The 18684-nt window shown below is 63.6% G+C and carries 17 protein-coding genes; 6 read left to right on the top strand and 11 right to left on the bottom strand.

Annotated elements, in window-relative coordinates:
- Positions 1-112 precede the first annotated feature (112 nt).
- The 3 genes from tdh to LB529_RS19665 are packed head-to-tail and all read right to left on the bottom strand — an operon-like array spanning position 113 to position 2853.
- Positions 113-1147: an L-threonine 3-dehydrogenase gene (tdh, locus tag LB529_RS19655; RefSeq protein ID WP_140840991.1), complete on the bottom strand. Its 1035-nt coding sequence runs from the start codon at positions 1145-1147 to the stop codon at positions 113-115.
- 46 nt (positions 1148-1193) lie between these two features.
- Complete coding sequence (locus tag LB529_RS19660) at positions 1194-1637, bottom strand: SRPBCC family protein (protein ID WP_224610922.1); 444 nt, start codon at positions 1635-1637, stop codon at positions 1194-1196.
- 28 nt (positions 1638-1665) lie between these two features.
- A complete protein-coding gene (locus LB529_RS19665) occupies positions 1666-2853 on the bottom strand; it encodes a glycine C-acetyltransferase (protein ID WP_224712051.1) in 1188 nt (395 codons plus the stop codon).
- Between the two features lie 287 nt (positions 2854-3140).
- On the opposite strand from LB529_RS19665, the gene LB529_RS19670 reads away from it, so the two are divergent.
- Positions 3141-5210 (top strand): putative bifunctional diguanylate cyclase/phosphodiesterase, encoded by a 2070-nt coding sequence (locus LB529_RS19670; RefSeq protein WP_224712052.1) that lies wholly within the window; start codon positions 3141-3143, stop codon positions 5208-5210.
- A 169-nt stretch (positions 5211-5379) separates the two neighbouring features.
- Here the strand turns inward: LB529_RS19670 and LB529_RS19675 are convergent, their stop codons facing one another.
- Complete coding sequence (locus LB529_RS19675) at positions 5380-5817, bottom strand: MarR family winged helix-turn-helix transcriptional regulator (protein WP_224712053.1); 438 nt, start codon at positions 5815-5817, stop codon at positions 5380-5382.
- A gap of 139 nt (positions 5818-5956) precedes the next feature.
- Here LB529_RS19675 and LB529_RS19680 point away from each other — a divergent pair, with 139 nt between their 5' ends.
- Positions 5957-6364, top strand: a complete 408-nt coding sequence (locus LB529_RS19680; RefSeq protein ID WP_224712054.1) for a hypothetical protein — start codon at positions 5957-5959, stop codon at positions 6362-6364.
- A 95-nt stretch (positions 6365-6459) separates the two neighbouring features.
- Here LB529_RS19680 and LB529_RS19685 read toward each other — a convergent pair whose 3' ends face one another.
- On the bottom strand, positions 6460-8505 hold the full coding sequence (locus tag LB529_RS19685; protein ID WP_224712055.1) for an FAD-dependent oxidoreductase: 2046 nt from the start codon (positions 8503-8505) through the stop codon (positions 6460-6462).
- Here LB529_RS19685 and LB529_RS19690 point away from each other — a divergent pair.
- Complete coding sequence (locus tag LB529_RS19690) at positions 8495-8698, top strand: hypothetical protein (protein ID WP_140840977.1); 204 nt, start codon at positions 8495-8497, stop codon at positions 8696-8698. The two genes, LB529_RS19685 and LB529_RS19690, sit on opposite strands and share 11 nt — an antisense overlap.
- Before the next feature lie 24 nt (positions 8699-8722).
- Complete coding sequence (gene queF, locus LB529_RS19695) at positions 8723-9184, top strand: preQ(1) synthase (protein WP_224712056.1); 462 nt, start codon at positions 8723-8725, stop codon at positions 9182-9184.
- Positions 9185-9252: 68 nt separating this feature from the next.
- On the opposite strand, the gene LB529_RS19700 is transcribed toward queF, so the two are convergent.
- From LB529_RS19700 to LB529_RS19715, 4 genes are all read right to left on the bottom strand, one after another.
- The gene (locus LB529_RS19700) at positions 9253-9861 is read right to left on the bottom strand and encodes a hypothetical protein (RefSeq protein WP_224709353.1); all 609 of its coding nucleotides are present in this window, start codon (positions 9859-9861) and stop codon (positions 9253-9255) included.
- A 4-nt stretch (positions 9862-9865) separates the two neighbouring features.
- Complete coding sequence (locus LB529_RS19705; protein WP_224712057.1) at positions 9866-10339, bottom strand: DUF3828 domain-containing protein; 474 nt, start codon at positions 10337-10339, stop codon at positions 9866-9868.
- 92 nt (positions 10340-10431) lie between these two features.
- A complete protein-coding gene (locus tag LB529_RS19710) occupies positions 10432-12081 on the bottom strand; it encodes an ABC transporter substrate-binding protein (protein WP_224712058.1) in 1650 nt (549 codons plus the stop codon).
- Positions 12082-12139: 58 nt separating this feature from the next.
- Entirely contained in the window at positions 12140-13690 is a 1551-nt protein-coding gene (locus LB529_RS19715) for a trimethylamine methyltransferase family protein (RefSeq protein WP_140840959.1), read from the bottom strand.
- 89 nt (positions 13691-13779) lie between these two features.
- Here LB529_RS19715 and LB529_RS19720 point away from each other — a divergent pair, with 89 nt between their 5' ends.
- Entirely contained in the window at positions 13780-14682 is a 903-nt protein-coding gene (locus LB529_RS19720) for a LysR substrate-binding domain-containing protein (protein ID WP_095767813.1), read from the top strand.
- A gap of 270 nt (positions 14683-14952) precedes the next feature.
- Positions 14953-16821, top strand: coding sequence for a DNA mismatch repair endonuclease MutL (gene mutL, locus LB529_RS19725; RefSeq protein WP_224712059.1), 1869 nt, complete (start codon positions 14953-14955; stop codon positions 16819-16821).
- Positions 16822-16871: 50 nt separating this feature from the next.
- On the opposite strand, the gene LB529_RS19730 is transcribed toward mutL, so the two are convergent.
- Together LB529_RS19730 and LB529_RS19735 are read right to left on the bottom strand one after the other, a co-directional pair.
- Complete coding sequence (locus LB529_RS19730; RefSeq protein WP_224712060.1) at positions 16872-17630, bottom strand: hypothetical protein; 759 nt, start codon at positions 17628-17630, stop codon at positions 16872-16874.
- Positions 17631-17749: 119 nt separating this feature from the next.
- The gene (locus LB529_RS19735) at positions 17750-18643 is read right to left on the bottom strand and encodes a DMT family transporter (protein WP_224712061.1); all 894 of its coding nucleotides are present in this window, start codon (positions 18641-18643) and stop codon (positions 17750-17752) included.
- Positions 18644-18684 lie beyond the last annotated feature (41 nt).

The raw sequence follows: 18684 nt of genomic DNA on the forward strand, positions 1-18684 counted from the left end.
ACTGCAGAAATGGCGAGGCGTTGAAACAGCTCAATCTCCCCCCTTGCGGGGGAGATGGCCGGCAGGCCAGAGGGGGTGCTGTCCCGCCGTGCTTCTCTAATAGTCCCGGCCCCTACCAATCCATCACAACCTTCCCAGAACTCCCACTCCGCATCGCATCGAACCCCACCTGGAAATCGTCGATCCCGATGCGATGGGTGATCAGCCCCGAGACATCCAGCGGGCCTTGCACCAGGGCGATCATCTTGTACCAGGTCTCGAACATCTCGCGGCCGTAGATGCCTTTGAGATGCAGCATCTTGAAGATGACCTTGTTCCAGTCGATCTCGAAGCCGGTCGGCGCGATGCCGAGGATGGCGATCTTGCCGCCATTGTTCATAGTGTCGATCATGTCGCGAAAGGCAGGGGCCGCGCCTGACATCTCCAGCCCGACGTCGAAACCCTCGCTCATGCCGATCGACGGCATCACATCGCGCAGCTTTTCCTTCGAGGCGTCGACGACATGCTGGACACCGAGTTTTCGCGCCAGATCCAGCCGGACCGGGTTGATATCGGTGATGACGACCTTTCGCGCGCCGACGCATTGCGCCACCAGCGCACCCATGATGCCGATCGGCCCGGCGCCGGTGACCAGCACGTCCTCGCCGACCAGATCAAAGGACAAGGCTGTGTGCACGGCATTGCCCAGCGGATCGAAGATAGCGGCGATCTCGTCCGGCACATCGTCGGGGATCGGCACGACATTGTGCTGTGGGATCGCCAGATACTCGCCGAAGGCGCCGGGGCGGTTGACGCCGACGCCGAGCGTGTTGCGGCAGAGATGCCCTCGCCCGGCGCGGCAGTTGCGGCAATGGCCGCAGACGATGTGGCCTTCGCCCGACACGCGCTGGCCGACCTTGTATTCGGTGACCGCGGAGCCGAAATCAGCGACCGTGCCGACGAATTCGTGGCCCGTCACCATCGGCACGGGCACCGTCTTCTGCGCCCACTGGTCCCAATTGTAGATATGGACGTCGGTGCCGCAGATCGCGGTCTTCTTGACCTTGATCAGCACGTCGTTGGGGCCGATCTCCGGCACCGGCACCTCTTCCATCCAGATGCCCGGCTCGGCCTTGGCCTTCACCAGCGCCTTCATCATGTTCGACATCAGACGCTCCTCAAAAATCTTGCCTGTCTCGATGGGATCGGTTTCATCAGTGCGCCGCCTCCAGAATGTTCTTCAGCCGGAGCAAGTCTCGATCGGTCGAACGCCGAACGGCCAGGGCGATAAACGGCGCCACAAGACGGGAAAAGCCTGTCGGGGTACCGCGGTTCCGGAGCGCCATATGGGTAGCGCCTTCTCGGGTATCGCGCCATGCATAACTCGTTTCCATGGGAAACGGTCCTTCGGCGGTTCGCATCACCAGCCGCTCGCCCTGCACGAGATCTACAATTTCGTAGGTGTAAACAAGCCGCCGTCCGAGGAACTGCGCTACGAACGCAATTCTCGATCCTACCTGGACCGGTCGGGGCGTCTTCCATTCGACCGATTTGATATTGACGTACCAGCGGGGCACGTTGTCCGGATCGGCGGAAAAGGCGGCGACGACCGCGCGGGGCCTGGCGATCTCGATCCTGCTCGTGACATCGATCGTCATGGCCGACTTCTGTTTTCCTCGGCGTGGGTCAAGCGATTACACCCAGTTCTTTTCCCACGTCGCCGAAGGCCGCGACGGCCCTGTCGATGTCGGCGCTGGAATGGGCGGCAGACATCTGCGTGCGGATGCGCGCCTGGCCCTTCGGCACCACCGGAAAGGAGAAACCGATGACATAGATGCCGCGCTTCAGCATGCGCGCGGCCATCTCCTGCGCCAGCGCCGCGTCGCCCAGCATCACCGGAATGATCGGATGATCGGCGCCAGCCAGCGTGAAGCCGAGCTTGCCCATCCTGGAGCGGAACCTGTCCGCATTGGCATATAGGCGCTCGCGCAGCGCGTCGCCATGGCGGATCAGGTCGAAGACCTTGATCGAGGCGCCGGCGATCGCCGGCATCAGCGTGTTGGAGAAGAGATAGGGGCGCGAGCGCTGGCGCAGCCAGTCGACCACCTGGCTTTTGCCCGACGTGTAACCGCCCGAGGCGCCGCCCAGCGCCTTGCCAAGCGTGCCGGTAATGATGTCCACCCTGCCCTCGACGCCGCAATGCTCGGCCGAGCCACGGCCGTTCTTGCCGACGAAGCCGACCGCATGGCTGTCGTCGACCATGACCATGGCGTCGTATTTCTCGGCGAGGTCGCAGACGCCCTTGAGATTGGCAATGATGCCGTCCATCGAGAACACGCCGTCGGTGGCGATCAGCCGAAAGCGGCAGTCCTTGGCCTCCTTCAGCCGGACCTCGAGATCGGCCATGTCGTTGTTGGCGTAGCGGAAACGTTTGGCCTTCGAGAGCCGGACACCATCGATGATCGAGGCGTGGTTCAGCGCATCCGAGATGATGGCGTCCTCCTCGCCGAGCAGCGTTTCGAACAGGCCGCCATTGGCGTCGAAGCAGGAAGAATAGAGGATGGTATCGTCCATGCCCAGAAATGAGGAGACGGTCGCCTCGAGCTGCTTGTGTTCCTCCTGCGTGCCGCAAATGAAGCGCACGGAGGCCATGCCGTAGCCGTAGCGGTCGAGCGCGTGCTTTGCCGCATCGCGCAGATCCGGGCTGTCGGCGAGCCCGAGATAGTTGTTGGCGCAGAAGTTCAGCACCTTTTCGCCGCCGACCTCGATCTCGGCGGATTGCATCGAGGAGATCACCCGCTCGGACTTGTAGAGTCCGGCCGATTTCAGCCCTTGAAGCTCGCTGTCGATATGGGAAAGGAATGCTTTGCTCATGGTCGGCCCTGTTCGGTTCGAGGCCGGACTGTCGCGCTACGGGCACGAAAAATCCATCGCAAAAGCGACCGCTTCGGTGGCGCTGCGAAAGCCCGGTCGCAATCCCTGCGATGGCGTGGCGGCAATAGGATCAAAAAAGAGATGTGCGAGAAAGGACGTGATAACCATCTTGCGAGCTTTTCCGCGCTGCCGCGATCACCTTGCCGACCCGTTAACCCTTTCAAGTTAATCGTTTTCCCGCCACGAATCCTTGGCAGGTATCCGTCGACCGGAGGGGTCACCCAGTTATGTCGCAGCAGCCAGTGCAGAGCGTTTCGCGCAAGCTGATCCTGCTCATCAAGACCGGCTACTGGCTGGCGCTGACGATCATCGCCGCCATGGTGATCGCCTCCTTCATCCTTCTGCAGCAGTTGATGGCGCAGCAACAGCACAATGATGCGCTGCTCGACATCGTCCAGACGCAGAAGGCGCTGTCGCAGCGCATCGTCTTCCTGGCCAGCGCCACGGGTGCTGCCGCGCGCGACAAGCAGCCGGCGCTGGTCACTGCGCTCAAGCAAGCGACGGGCGAGTTCGAGACCAATTACGACCGGCTGCTCACCGAGACCGGCGCCGATCCGCTGTCGCCGGCGCGCAACGATCCCAGGTCGATCGAATACGTGCTGTTCAGCAAGCCGTTCCATCTCGACTATTTCTCAGTCGGCCTGGTGGCCAACGGAGAGCGACTGGCCTCGTCCTTCGGATCCCAACTCGGCATGCAGAGCGACGGCTATAAGGGCGGCGGCGACCGCGTCGGCCTCGACGCTTCCGTCGCCAACGCCACCATGTCCGGCTATGCCGCGCTCGGCCAGCGCATCAGCGCCTTCGCCGACGAAAAATCCAGCAACATCCTCGACTTGCACCGCACGCTGTTTTTCGCCACGCTCGGGGTAATCGTTCTGGTGGCGCTGTTCATCTTCCGGCCGATGTCCAACGCCATCCTGCGCAAGACGCGCGAGCTCGTCGACGCGCGCAATTCGATGGCTTTCATCGCGGTGCATGACGGCCTGACGGGGCTGCACAACCGCACCTTCCTCACCGACCATTTCGATACGCTGATCAAGGGAGCGCATCGCCGCCGCGAGCGCCTGGCGGTGATCCAGCTCGATCTCGACCGCTTCAAGCAGATCAACGACACGCTTGGCCATGCCGCCGGCGACTACGTGCTGGTGGTGACCGCGCAGCGCATGCGCGATTCCTGCCGCGCGTCGGATCTGTGCGCGCGGCTCGGCGGCGACGAGTTCGTCATGATTCTCAACGGCGCCGGCAGCACCGAGGACATCCATGCGCTGGCCACGCGCATCCTCGGCGAGATCAACGAGCCGATCACCTTCCAGGGCACGACCATCATGCCCGGCGCCAGCGCCGGCATCGCCGTCTATCCGGTCGACGCCGACAACGCGCAGGACCTGCTCGTCCATGCCGATCTCGCGCTCTATTCCGCCAAGAAGCTCGGCGGCGGCAACTTCTCCTTCTTCTCCGAGGAACTGCGCCGCGAGCTCGACTACCGCAAGCAGCTCGAACAGGACATCCGCACGGCGATCGCCAACAAGAGTTTTGAGGTCTATTTCCAGCCGCAGGTATCGCTGACCAGCGGCAAGATCAGCGGCATCGAGGCGCTGGTGCGCTGGAAGCACGCCACACGCGGCATGATCTCGCCCGGCGAATTCATTCCCGTCGCCGAAAAATGCGGATTCATGCCGGATGTCGGCCGCATCGTCATCGCCAAAGCGATCGAGGAAGCCGCCGAATGGAACCGCGCCGGCATCGATTTCGGGCGCATCGCCGTCAATGTCTCGGGCACGGAGCTGCGCGAGCTCGATTTCGACGCCTTCCTGTTCGGCACGCTGGAGCGGGCCGGGCTGCCCCCACAGAAGCTGGCGCTGGAGATCGTGGAATCCGTCATCCTCGACGACGAGAAGACCGGGATCGCCGCCAAGCTGCGCCACATCCGCGCCGCCGGCGTGCATCTCGAGCTTGACGACTTCGGCACCGGCTATGCCTCGCTCAGCCACGTCAACCCCAACGAGATCGACCGCCTCAAGATCGACCGCCGCTTCGTCCAGAACATCAACGAGAACGGCGACAACTCCAAGATCGTGCGCGCCATCACCGAGCTTGCCCGCGGGCTCGGCATCTCGATCGTCGCCGAGGGAGCCGAAACCGAGGCCGAGCTCGACTCGCTGATGGCGATCGGCTGCGACCAGGTGCAAGGCTATTCGATCGCCTTCCCGATGCCGCAGGACAAGGCGCGCGAATGGCTTTTGGCGCGTAGCCCGAAGAAGACGAAGCTGAAGGTGCTGCAGGGCAGCTTGGCCTAAGGTCAGTTGCTATTCGGGTGAGTCCGGCCCGTGAACAGCGGCCTTCTGCGCTTCCGGTGCTCACGTACGTTAAGCACGCTCCGCTCCGGTTCTCGCCGGCCGAAGCCCTCATAAGTGTCTCCGCCCTATGAAGGGTACGGCGACGCTACACCTTCGGCGCGATAGCCGGTTACGACTGAGGCGGCTCGGCGTTGCGCCTAAGGGCCGCAAGCACCTCGGTGAATTCGGCGAGCTGGTCATCGGGGATACCAGCCCGCAGACGCTTGTCGAAGGCGACCGCCGCGAGGCGCAACTTTTCGAACAGCGCTTCGCCGGCCTCGGTCAGCGCCACCTGATGGACCCTGCGGTTTTCGGGATCGCGGCGGCGCGTCAGCAATCCTTGCGCCTCCATGCCGTTGAGGTGGTGGGTGAGAGTCGCGCCCTGGATACCGATCATCCCGGCAAGCTCGCGCTGGTTCGCCAGTTCCTTCGACTTGACCGAGAGCAAGGTCACCCAGACCGGCAGCGTGCCGCCGGCCTCAACCATCGCGGCATCGAAAGCCTGCGCCACCACTTTCGAGGTGCGGGCGAGATTCATGCCGACGGGCGGACGGTCAAACGGTGTCATGACCTGACAGTAGAGCAAAGCGATTGAAACATGAAACCTGGCTTCATGATTGACATCTAACCGTTAGATATCTAACTTTGTCTTATTGATGGCGTCGACAGGCTGCGACGCGCGGCGGGCGGCAGAGAGGAATGCGGTCATGCAATATATCTATATCGTCACCATCGGCCTGCATGTCATGGCCGGCGTGTTTTGGGCGGGCACAACCATTGCGGTTGCCCGCGATCCTGAGATCAAGGCGGAGCGCTTCATCCGACCGCAGCTCGGCGCCTCCGGCCTGGCGTTCCTGACCGGCATACTGCTCTGGTATTTCTTCCACGAAGGTGCTTTCGGCTCAATGGAGAAGGTGCTGGCGCTGGGCATTTTGACGGCGCTGGTCGCCGCCGGCGTGCAGGGTGCGCTTGTCGCCTCCGCCAGCAGACAGCTGGCCGGCGCAGATCAAGCGAGGCAAACCCAGCTGCGGGCGAAAATGACCAGAGGCGAACGCATTGCCGGCGGGCTGCTGGTTATCACCGTGTTTTGCATGGCGTCTGCCAAGCTGTTTTGAAATCGCACGGCCGGCAAAACCGACCGGGCGCGGCGCGCAACGGACCAAAGCGGCAGGTGGCTCTCCTTGCAAAGGTCCGTTGCGCGTCACAACCCTCAGATCCTGATCCCAAACCGGATCCCGTCATAGATGGCGGCGTGGATGTTGCGCGAGGCGACAGCGTCGCCGATGCGAAACATCACGAAGCCGCCTTCGGCATTGCGAGCGGGGAAGATGTCGCCGCCGCTCACCAGCCGCTCATAATCGACCGCGCCGCCGTTCTTCGACAGAGGTCTGAGCGACAGATAAAGATCGTCGAGCGGCGCGGTGCCGTGCTCGACCACCACCTGGTCGATGCGCCGCTCGCCGCGCCAGCCGTCGGCGAAGTCCGACGCCAGCTCGGCGACGAGCTGGTTGCCCTCGCGGCGAACCGAACGCAGGCGGGTGTTGATGGTGACGGTGACGCCTTTCTCATGGAAGGCGCGCATATAGGGCACGTGGTTCAGGCCGCCCATTTCCGGCGCGAAGAAGCGCTCGGGCGAAACCAATTCCAGCTTCGAGCCACTGTTGGCGATCAGCTCGGCGGCGCCCATGCCCTGATGGCCGCCATTGTCGTCGTAAAGCAGCACGTTCTCGGCCGGCTTGACGCTCCCGGCCATGATGTCCCAGCTCGAGGTGACAAGATTGTCGCCGGCCGTCAGCGGCGGGTTCTGCGGCATGCCGCCGGTCGCCACGATCACCACATCCGGCGCCAACGCCAGCACGTCATCCTTCTCGGCCCAGGTGTCGTAGCGGATCTCGACGCCAAGACGGTCGAGCTCGGCCAATCGCCAGTCGATGATGCCGATCAGTTCCTTGCGGCGCGGGTTCTGGGTTGCGAGCCTCACCTGGCCGCCTGCCTGGCTGGAGGCTTCGAGCACAGTCACCTGATGGCCACGCTCGGCCGCCACGCGGGCGGCCTCCAGGCCGCCGGCGCCAGCGCCCACCACCACGACTTTCTTCTTCGGTCCCTCGCTCTTGGCGATGACGTGCGGAATGGTCGCCTCGCGGCCGGTCGCGGCGTTGTGGACGCACAGCGCCTCGCCGCCTTCATAGATGCGGTCGAGACAATAGGTGGCGCCGACGCAAGGCCGGATCTCGTGCTCGCGGCCCTCCATCACTTTGCGGACGATATGCGGATCGGCGATATGCGCGCGGGTCATGCCGACCATGTCGAGCTTGCCGGTGGCGATGGCGTGGCGGGCCGTTGCGACATCGGAAATGCGCGCCGCATGGAAGGTCGGGAATTTCGTCGCCGCCCTCACCTCACCGGCGAAATCGAGATGCGGCGAGGATCGCATGCCGGCCACCGGGATGACCTTGGTCAGCGACGCATCGGTCTCGATCGTGCCGCGGATGATGTTGAGAAAATCGACCTTGCCGGATGAGGCCAAGCGCCTGGCGATCTCGACCCCAACTTCCTGCGAGATGCCCTTTTCGACATCCTCGTCGGCGACCATGCGGATGCCGACGATGAATTCTTTACCGACCGCGGCGCGCACGGCGTCGAGCACCATGTCGGTGAAGCGCAGCCGGTTGTCGAGCGAGCCGCCGAACTCGTCGTCGCGATGGTTGGTGAGCGGCGACCAGAAGCCGTCCATCAGATGGCCATAGGATTCGAACTCGATGCCGTCGAGGCCGGCTGCCTGGCAGCGCTGCGCGGCGGAAGCATAGTCGGCGACAATGCGCTCGATATCCCACTCCTCGATGGTCTTCGGGAACGCGCGGTGCGCCGGCTCGCGCACCGGCGAGGCCGACAGCACCGGCAGCCAGTCGGCCTTGTTCCAGCCGGTGCGGCGGCCGAGATGAGTGATCTGGATCATCACCTTGCAGTCATGCTCATGGCAAGCATCGGCGAGTTCGGCCAACCACGGCACGATCCTGTCGTCATAGACATGTAGATTGCCGAAGGCAGCCGGACTGTCGCGCGAGACGATCGCCGAGCCCGCCGTCATGGTCAGCGCCATGCCGCCCTTGGCTTTCTCGGCATGGTAGAGCCGGTAGCGCTCCTTCGGCATGCCGTCCTCGGAATAGGCCGGCTCATGGCTCGTCGACATCACCCGGTTCTTCAGCGTCAGGTGCTTGAGCTGATAGGGTTGGAGAAGCGGGTCGTTGCTGGTCATTGTCTTCCTGCCGTTTCAAATTGTGCGGGAGCGGAGCGCTCCCGCTTCCATTTCACGCATCGGATTCATCCGAAAACCGCTGCGCACTTTTCGGTCCGATGCTAATGAGCGGTCAAACGCGCTGCGCCCGAGAGGACTGCAACGCTTCTTTCAACCTTCGTTTCGCGCCCGCCGCATTGAACTGCGCTTCTAACGGCCGGGAGCAAGGAGCCCGCCCATGACCGACGCCAAAAACCTCACCCAGCTCGGCAAGCACGTCGAGACGCCACAGAGCCCCGAACAGGCGGTCCTGGAGACCGTGCCGTTCAATCGCGGCGACGGCCCGTCGGCGATCGTGCGCTTCACCTGCCCCGAATTCACCTCGCTGTGCCCGGTCACCGGCCAGCCGGATTTCGCCCACATCGTCATCGACTACGCGCCTGACCGGACGCTGGTGGAATCGAAGTCGCTGAAATTGTTCATGACCTCGTTCCGCAACCACGGCGCCTTCCATGAGGAGTGCACCGTGATGATCGGCCGCCGCATCGTGGAGGCCACGAAACCGCTCTGGCTGCGCGTGGGCGGCTACTGGTTCCCGCGCGGCGGCATTCCGATCGACGTCTTCTGGCAGACCGGCGCGCCGCCCAAGGACGCCTGGCTGCCGGATACTGGCGTTGCGCCCTATCGCGGAAGGGGTTGAGATTTGTTGCGAAAGGCTGGCGGGACAGCGCGCGAAGGAACGCCAGCCCTGATCTTCAATCACCATTATCATTCGCACTGATACTGGCTGAGCGCCCACTCGCCGGTGACCGACAGAAGGTCGGAGACCTTCCAGGCGCCGCCGACCTTCTTCAGCTTCCATTCCAGCCGGTGCTGGTGGCCTTCGACGACGAAGGCGACGACCACCTTGGCCTCGTCGCCATTGACGGCTTCGATGGTGCGCAGGCTCCGGTCGATGGCGAGCTTGTCATAATCTACATTGTCGAGCGCCATGTTGGGGTCGAGGCACTCGCCCTGCCCCGAGACGCGTAGCGCATCGCTCTTGTCGAGCACGGTTTTCGCCGGATCGATGAAGTTCTTGCGCTGAGAAGGGTCGAGTTCCAACCCGACATGTTCGTAGAACGGCTTCACCACCGCGGTCGGCGATCCGGGCAGGACAGGTGCGACGGGCGCCGGTTCGGTCGGCTTGATTTCCGGCGCCGCGGCAGGCGGCGACTTGTCGACCGCTGGCGGCGACTTGTCGATCTCGGGCGCTTTGTCGCCTGAAGACGCGTTCGGGGGCGGCGAGCCGAAGAGCGCCTGCGCCGAGGCTCCGCCGCTCAGCCCCGCGGCCAGCATCGACAAGCTCGACAGCACGAGGACGGACCAGCGAAGCACGGCGTCACTCCGTCGAGGCGCCGCATTCCAGCGCGCTGAGCTTCCAGTCGCTGGTCTTGGAGGTGATATCGGCGATCTTCCACTTGCCGTCCACTTTCTTCAGCGACCACACCATTTCGCGTTTGGAGTCATCGCCTTCCGGGAAAAGATTGAAGCTTGCCGTCACCTCGGCGGTGTCGCCGTTGACGGCTTCGGTGAGCTTCAGCGTCTTCGACAGGGTCTTCTGGTCGAAATCCTGGGCGTCGAGGCCCGGGTCGAAGTCGATACAGGATACCTCGTCGGGCTTCTCCTTCTGCGCCTTGTCGTTGGCTTCGAACAGCTTGGTCACCGGCTCGGTGAAGCGGTCGCGGTATTTGGCGTCCGCCTCGAACCTCACCTCCGGCACGTAGAAGAACTTCACGGTGTTGGAAGCCGGCCCGGCAAGCGCGGCGCCGGGCAAGGCTATCGACATGGCAGCGGCAAGCATTGTCGGCTTCATGCAGGATCTCCGAGGTTCGGTGCGTGGCGGCAAGCTCGCTGCCACGCATCCTGCATACCGGCTTTTTTGCGGCTCATGAAGTCCAGTCGCGCTCAGGCATCCAGCCAGACGTTCTGGAAGTCCATTTCGTAGGTCTGGTGCATCGAATAGTTCTTCACCTTCTTGTTCATGTGGCAGTAGAGCTTCTGCCAGAAGGGCTGGATGATGACGCCGGAATCCTGCAGGATCGCCTCGACATCCTTCATCACCTCCTTGCGCTTGGCGACGTCGATCTGCGACAGCGCATCCTTGAGCTTGGCGTCGAACTCCGGGTTGGAATAGGCTGTCTCGTTCCAGGCCTCGCCGGTGCGGTAGCCGAGCGCCAGCACCTGCACGCCGAGCGGGCGCATGTACCAGATGGTCATGGAATAAGGATATTTCGTCCAGTCGTTCCAGAAGGTCGAGCCGGGCAGCACCGTGCGCTTCACCTTGATGCCGGCGTCGCGCAGCTGGCCGGCAATCGCATCGCCGGTGTTCTTCTGCCATTCGTCCTCGACCGTGATCAGCTCATGCTCGAAATCGGCCTGACCTGCCTCCGCCATCAGCTTCTTGGCGCCGGCGGCGTCGCGCTCCTTCTTGGGCAGCGGGTAGTATTCGGGATGGATCGGGGCGACATGGTGGTTCTCGCCGACCGTGCCGCGGCCATTATAGCCGAGCTGCATCACCTGGTTGTTGTCGACCGCCATCTGCAGCGCGTTGCGCACCCGCTTGTCGTCGTAGGGCTTATGCGTGATGTTGGTGCGGGCAACGAGCGTGGTCGCCGTCGCGACCTCCGACTTCACCAGATCCATCTTGTCTAGCGGGTCGATGTAGTCGGCCGGCGTTTCGAAGTCGAGGTCGATCTCGCCGGAATCGAAGGCATTCAGCGTGGCGTTGAAGTCGGTGCCGTAGTCGATGAACTCCACGCCGTCGAGCGGCGCTTCGCCGCCCCACCACTTGCCGTTCTCGCGGCGCTTGACGACCGCCTTCTGACCAACCGAATAGGACACCAGCTCGAAAGCTCCGGTGCCGATCGGCTTCTTGATCGGGTCGGCGCCGTCCTTGTCGAAGTCGCGGTGCACGACCAGGGCCGGATAGTCGGTGAGGCCGGGGATGATGGCGATGTCGGCTTCGTTGAGCTTCAGCTTGACCGTGTGGTCATCGACCTTGGTGATCGCGCCGTCCTTGGCCTTGCCAGTCTTGGCATCGATAAGCGCGCCGACACGAGCCGCCATGGAATTGCCGGACGCCCCCTTCTCGCACCAGCGGTTCAGATTGAAAACCACATCATCGGCGTTGAAGGCATCGCCATTGTTCCAGGTCACGCCCTTGCGCAGATGCAGCGTGTATTCGGTGGCGTCGTCATTGACGTCCCAGCTTTCAAGCAGCACCGGCTCGAAAGTGAACTGATGCGTGTAGCGCACCAGCGGCTCCAGCCACGTGCGGGTGACGTTCGCCATCTCCGTCCAGTCGTAGGTGCGCGGATCCTTCTGCGCCTTGACCGACATCGCGACATGCAGCGTACCGCCCTTCTTGGGCTCGTCGGCTAGAGCCTTGGTCGGCGCGGCAAGGCCGAGCATGCCATAGGCGAAAGCCGTCGATGCACCGAAGGCGCTTGCCAGAGCCAGGAATTCGCGCCGGTCGACACGCCCTGCCCGCGCCTCCTCGGCCATCGCTTCGATAGCGGCCGGAACCCGGTCGCCATTGCTTCTGAACAGTGTCATTCTCTTTCTCCCATTGGTTTGAGCGGGTCTTTTGCCCTTTTGCTTGAACTTTCGTCTATTAACTAACGCTGTCCGGCAGCTTTTCCTCACGCCGTGCGATCAAATCCCTGAGACCTTCGGCGATGCCTTCGTCGAGCTTCGGCTCCTGGTAGTCGGCGAGCATGGCGCGCGCCTTTTCTCGGCCGCGCGTGTCATGATCCTTGGCGCCTTCGGCGCTCCACTGCTCGAAGGAATTGAAGTCCATGATGTTGGGCATGAAGAAGGCGCTCTCGAAATGCTCGAGCGTGTGCTGCGTGCCGAGGAAATGCCCTTGCGGACCGACCTCGCGGATTGCCGCCATCGCTTCCTTGAAATCGTCGAAGGGAACGCCGCCGGCATATTTGTACCAGCCGACGAGCTGCTCGCAGTCGGTGGCGAATTTCGAATAGCCGCAGGTGAGTCCCGCCTCCAGCCAACCGGCGGAATGCCAGATGTAGTTGGCGCCGGAAAGGATCGCGGCATGCATCAGCATGTTCGCTTCGTAGCCGGCTTGGGCGTCGTTGAGCTTGGAGCCGACATGGAAGCCGGAGGTGCGCCAGGGCAGCTTGTATTTCCTGGCCAGGGCACCCATCAGATACATCATCTGTGCCGCTTCCGGCGTGCCGCCCATCGGCGCGCCGGTCTTCATGTCGACTGTGACCATGAATTGGCCGTAGAGCTGCGGCGAGCCGGGCCGGATGAGCTGAGTGAGCGCCACGCCGGCGAGCGCCTCGGCATTGACCTGCGCCACCGCGCCTACGGCGGAGGCCGAGGTCGAGGCGCCGCATAGCGCGAAAGGCGCCAGGATCAGCGGCTGGTTATGGCTCGCATAGACCCGCATGGCGTCGATCATGGTGGCGTCCCAGACCAGCGGCGAATTGCAGTTGGTGATCGCCACGAGCACCGGGTTGTCGCGCACGAAGTCCTCGCCGAAGACGATGCCAGCCATCGCCATCGTGTCCTCGGCGCGCTCCTTGGACGTGACGATGCCCATGAACGGCTTGTCGGAATGTTTCAGCGCCGAATGGATGATGTGGAGATGCCGCTTCGGCACGGCGATTTCCATCGGCTCGCAGATGACCGAGCTCGAGGAATGCAGCGCCGGCGCCATGTAGGCCATCTTGTGGAAATTGTTGAGGTCGGCCAGCGTGCCGTAACGGCGCTTGTTGTCGAGGTCGCGGATATAGGGAGCGCCATACATCGGCACGAAGATCGAGTTCTTGCCGCCGACGCGCACCGTGCGCTCCGGATTGCGCGCGTTGAGCGTGAACTCAGGCGGAACCTTCGAGACAAGTTCCATCAGGAGTGCGCGGTCGATGCGGACGCGGGTTTGCCTGACATCGGCGCCGGCCGCTTTCCAGAGCTCTATCGCCCCGTCGTCGCGGAATTCGCAGCCCACCTCCTCAAGGATCTTGAGCGATTCCTCGTGGATCAGCTCCACCGCCTCGTCGGGCACGATCTCATAGGCGGGGATCTTGCGCACAAGGGTCGGGAAAGACGCGATCGGCGCGCTTCTCAGCGCCTTGCGGCCAAGACGGCCGCCGCCGCGGCGGTGGGTCTGTTCGGTCAATTCAACGGCCGGTGCGTTCATGGAGGCTCCTTCTTCCCGCCACTCACGTTAGCGAGGCAAAATATGGCTGTGACGCTGGAAAATCCTGATCTTCTGTATAAGTTCACCTTATGCGAAGCCTGCGCCACCTCCTGCCCTCGGCCGGCAGCCTCATCGTCTTCGAAGCCGCCGGCCGGCTGTCGAGCTTCACCGCCGCCGGGCGCGAGCTCGGCATGACGCAGGCCGCCGTTTCTTATGCCGTGCGCGGGCTGGAGGAGCAGCTCGGCGCCAAGCTCTTCCAGCGGCGCCATCGCCAGGTGCTTCTGACGGAAGCCGGCGAGCGCTTCCATGCCGACGTCTCGCTCGGCCTGTCGCATATCCGCAAGTCGGCAGAGGACCTGCGCCTGCAGGCAACCGGCGGGCATGTGACTTTGGCCGCCTCGACGGCTTTCGGCTCGTTCTGGATGATGCCGCGCCTGCAGCAGTTCCGCGACGAACTGCCGGGTATCGACCTGCGCATCCAGACCGCCGACCGCGACCTCGACATCATCGCCGAAGGGATTCCGCTCGGCGTGCGCGGCGGGGTGCCGCGCGACTGGCCGGACTACCACTCGCTGTCGCTCTCCGACGAGGAGATCTTCCCGGTCGCGGGGCCGAACTACCTCGCCAAATTCGGCAAGCCGAAGACGGTCGAGGAACTGGCAACGCACCGGCTGATCCATCTCGAGGAACCCTATCGCGAGGCGCCGAACTGGGACGAATGGTTCGCGTCGGCCGGAACCAGCCTGCGCAATGCGGAGCGCGGGTTGCGCATCAACGATTATGCGCTGGTGATCCAGGCGGTGATGGAGGGACAAGGCATCTCGCTCGGCTGGCGGCATCTGGTCGAGCGGCTGGTCGCATCAGGGCTGCTGGTGCCGGTGACCGATCATGTGATGCGGACCGGCATCGGCTTCCACGTCATCTGGCCGAAGAACCGCGACCTCAGCGAGAATGCGCGCAGGGTCAGGGACTGGCTGGTGGCGCAGGCTTAGATTTGCATCATCGTCGGGCAATCGCCGTCGTAGCGATCCTTCACACCCCTCTCTGTCCTGCCGGACATCTCCCCCGCAAGGGGGGAGATCAGACTTGACGCAGGCCCTCGCCAATCTCGTACGTTGCAGAAGAGCAAGGCGATGACACAGCCAATCTCCCCCCTTGCGGGGGAGATGGCCGGCAGGCCAGAGGCGGGTGCTGTCCCGCTAGCCTCTCCATAATACGCGCAGCTTTTGCCCACGCCGGTCGAATCCGCCTATAATCGCCTCATGCCCATCCGCCAGCTTTCCGAAACGATGATCAACCAGATCGCCGCCGGCGAGGTCATCGAGCGTCCGGCGAGCGTGGTGAAGGAGTTGGTCGAGAATGCGCTCGACGCAGGAGCCTCGCGCGTGGAGATCGTCACCGCCGGCGGCGGGCTCAATCTCATCCGCGTCACCGATGACGGCTCGGGCATTCCGGAACAGGAACTGGCGCTGGCGGTCGCGCGCCACTGCACCTCCAAGCTTTCCGACAGCATCCACGACATCCGTTCGCTCGGCTTCCGCGGCGAGGCGCTGCCTTCGATCGGCTCGGTGGCGCGGCTGTCGATCCGCTCGCGCACGGCTGGCGGCGACAGCGCGGCCGAGATCGGCATCGACGGCGGGCGCGTCTCGGCGGTGAAGCCGGCGGCGGCAAACCGGGGCACCACGGTCGAGGTGCGCGACCTTTTCTTCGCCACCCCGGCCAGGCTGAAATTCATGAAGGGCGAGCGCGCCGAAAGCTCGGCCACCAGCGACGTGGTGAAGCGTATCGCCATCGCCTTTCCCGCTGTCCGCTTCACGCTGGCCGGCGCCGACCGCTCGACGCTGGAACTGCCCGCAACCAGCGACACGCCGGAGGGCCGGCTTGCCCGCGTCGCGCAAGTGATGGGCAAGGATTTCCCGGACAATGCCATTGCCATCGATGCCGCGCGGGAGGGAGTTCACCTTGCCGGCCACGTCTCGATCCCGTCCTACACGCGTGCCAATGCGCTGCAGCAATATGCCTATGTCAATGGACGGCCGGTTCGCGACAAGCTGATCGCCGGCGCGATCCGCGGCGCCTTCGCCGACGTGCTGCCGCGAGATCGGCATGCGGTGACAGTGCTCTTCCTGTCGCTCGATCCCTCGACGGTCGACGTCAACGTCCATCCCGCCAAGGCCGATGTGCGCTTCCGGGATCCCGGCCTGGTGCGCGGGCTGATCGTCGGCGCCATCCGCGAGGCGCTGGCCGGCGCCGGCATCCGCACGGCGACAACGGGCGCCGCCGGCATGATGGCGGCATTCCGGCCGGGCGCGGCGCCCTACTCGCATCCCGGCCCGGCCAACGGCCATCGCAGCTACGAGGCCGCTTATCACGCTTCCGCCTCCGGAGGCTTCGACCCGTTGCGCTCGGCGCAGCGGCCGCTCGACATGGGCGAAGCACGGGTGCCACGAAACGGCTTCGCCGAGAACGAGCAGGCGGCCTTCGACACCGGGCCCCTCGCCAGTGCCGATGTCCGCGCCGGCATGGCCGAGCCGACCGAAGCGCTGCTCGGCATGGTGCTGGGCGCGGCGCGCGCGCAGGTGCATGAGAACTATATCGTCGCCCAAACCAGGGATTCGCTCGTCATCGTCGACCAGCATGCCGCGCATGAGCGGCTGGTCTACGAGGCGCTCAAGAATGCGCTGCATTCTCGCGCCGTGCCGTCGCAGATGCTGCTCCTGCCCGAGATCGTTGACCTGCCGGAAGAGGATGCCGAGCGGCTGGCGATGCATTCCGAGACGCTCGCCAAATTTGGCCTAGGCCTCGAGCGCTTCGGCCCAGGCGCGGTGGCGGTGCGCGAGACGCCGTCGATGCTGGGCGAAACCAATGTGCAGCAGCTGGTGCGCGACCTTGCCGACGAGATCGCCGACAACGACACGGTCGAAACGCTGAAGGAGCGGCTGGACAGAATAGCCGCGACCATGGCCTGCCACGGCTCGGTGCGGTCAGGGCGCCTGCTCAAGGCCGAGGAGATGAACGCGCTGCTGCGCCAGATGGAGGCGACACCCGGCTCCGGCACCTGCAATCATGGCCGCCCGACCTATATCGAGCTCAAGCTCGCCGATATCGAAAGGCTGTTCGGGCGGCGGTGAGCGTCCCCTGGCTCGTTGCAACAGCAAGGGTCGGCGCCATACGCTAAATATCATTTCTTGAGGTGGTATTTTCCTGTCTTCGGGTTGAGAACATAGTCGTTCGCGCCTGCGAATTTGCCGCCTCCAAATTCCACCGAAATGATGTCCTTGCCTGCCTCCACCCATTTTTGCACGTTCATATAAATGGGGGTCGTCGACATACCGGCGTTGCAGTCCTCATCGTCGAAGCCGATCTCCTGAACGGCCTTCTTTTTCTTCTTGTTGATCACCAGCATTTTCGTCATGCAGATGCCGGCGTCGGACTTCGTGTAAATCCCCGCAAATCTGTCGCGGGTCGTCTCAGCCCAAAAGGGAATTTCGACGGTCCCGTCGATCTTCAGGTCGCCTGTATTGTCAAGACTCGCGACCTTCCTGAGCGTAACGGGAAATTTGTCCACGCCTTTGCTCCAGCTTCCCGCCGCGCCGCTTTCACTGATCTCGATAGAGAAAGGACATCCGGTGGTGTCGACGGGTGTTTTCGACCCCATGACGAGGACGCGTTGAAATTCCTGGTCGTCCGCAATCTCGCACAGCGTGAGCTTTGAGCCCTCCGCCTTGCCGTAGATCGCGATTGGGCTTTGCCTGGCGTCGTAGAAATAGCTTCCCTTGACACTGATGCCGCTGCCGAAGCTGGCATAGCGCTGCAGGGAGACGTGAACCGGGTTCGGTCCGATGGAGCCTTCGTAGTTTTCCACCTGGTACCAGCCCGCCAAGGCTTTCCCGCTCAGCATCAGCAGGCAGAAAACCGTGGCAATGAAGCCTCTTCCCATCCCGATCCCCTCCATCAAAGGCGGATCAGATAGCTTGCCTCACGTCCGCATCACAGGGGGCGCCCGGTTACCGAGTGCAACTTGTCAATTTGAGTCTGGAAACGATCGCAACCCTTGATTTACCGCTTCAAATTCACAACCATCACGCCGCTCAGCGCCAGCGCGCCGCCGAGGATGCCGAGCAGCGACGGCACTTCGCCCAGCCAGAAGAAGCCGATCAGAGCGGAGGTCGGTGAGACGAGATAGAGAAAGTTCGAGGCGCGCGCGGCAGGCAGGCGGGACAGTGCGGTCGCCCAGGCGGCATAGGCGATCAGCGAGGGAACGATGCCGAGATAGATGACGGCGCCGAGACCGGCGCTGTCGGCGACCGCTGCCTGCGAAAGGGCCTCCGGCAGGAAGGGCGACAGGCAGAGCGCGCCGAGCACCATGTTGGAAGCGGATATCGTCAGAGGATGATGACGGGCAAAGAGCGGCTTCTGCACAATGGTATTCACGGCGGAGCAGAGCGCGGAGCCCAGCACCAGCAGCGCGCCGGCGTTGAAATGAAGGCCGTGCCCGTCGGCCACCGCGATGATGCCGATGCCGGCGAAGGAAATGACAGTGCCCAGCCAGGCAAGCCCCGAGAAGCGCTCGCCGAGCAGCGCCATCGCCATGATGGCGGTGAAGATCGGGCTGACATTGATGATGAAGCCGGCCGCACCCGCCGAGACGGTCAGCTCGCCGAAATTGAGCATGGCGGTGTAGAGCGCGACGAAGATGGCGCCTCCGAAGCCGAAGCGCCACAGCTCGTCCACCCGGGGCAGTGCCGGGCGTTTCACCGCGAGGAAGATGGCGGCCGGAACCGCCGCGATGGCAAAGCGCAGCGCGCCGAGTTCCAGCGGCTGGAAGGCGGCAAGGCCGGCGCGGATCGCCGGGAAAGCCGAAGCCCAGCCGATGACCGTCAGCGTCACCGCGATTGCGGCCGCGGTGTCCATGCGCTGTGCCTCATTCAACGTGCCGGTGTAAGCGCTCATTGCCGTAGCCTCGTCTTTCTGCGTCATGGATGCAGAGAACG

This window comes from Mesorhizobium sp. CA5, from assembly GCF_020165105.1.
Taxonomy (GTDB): Bacteria; Pseudomonadota; Alphaproteobacteria; order Rhizobiales; family Rhizobiaceae; genus Mesorhizobium.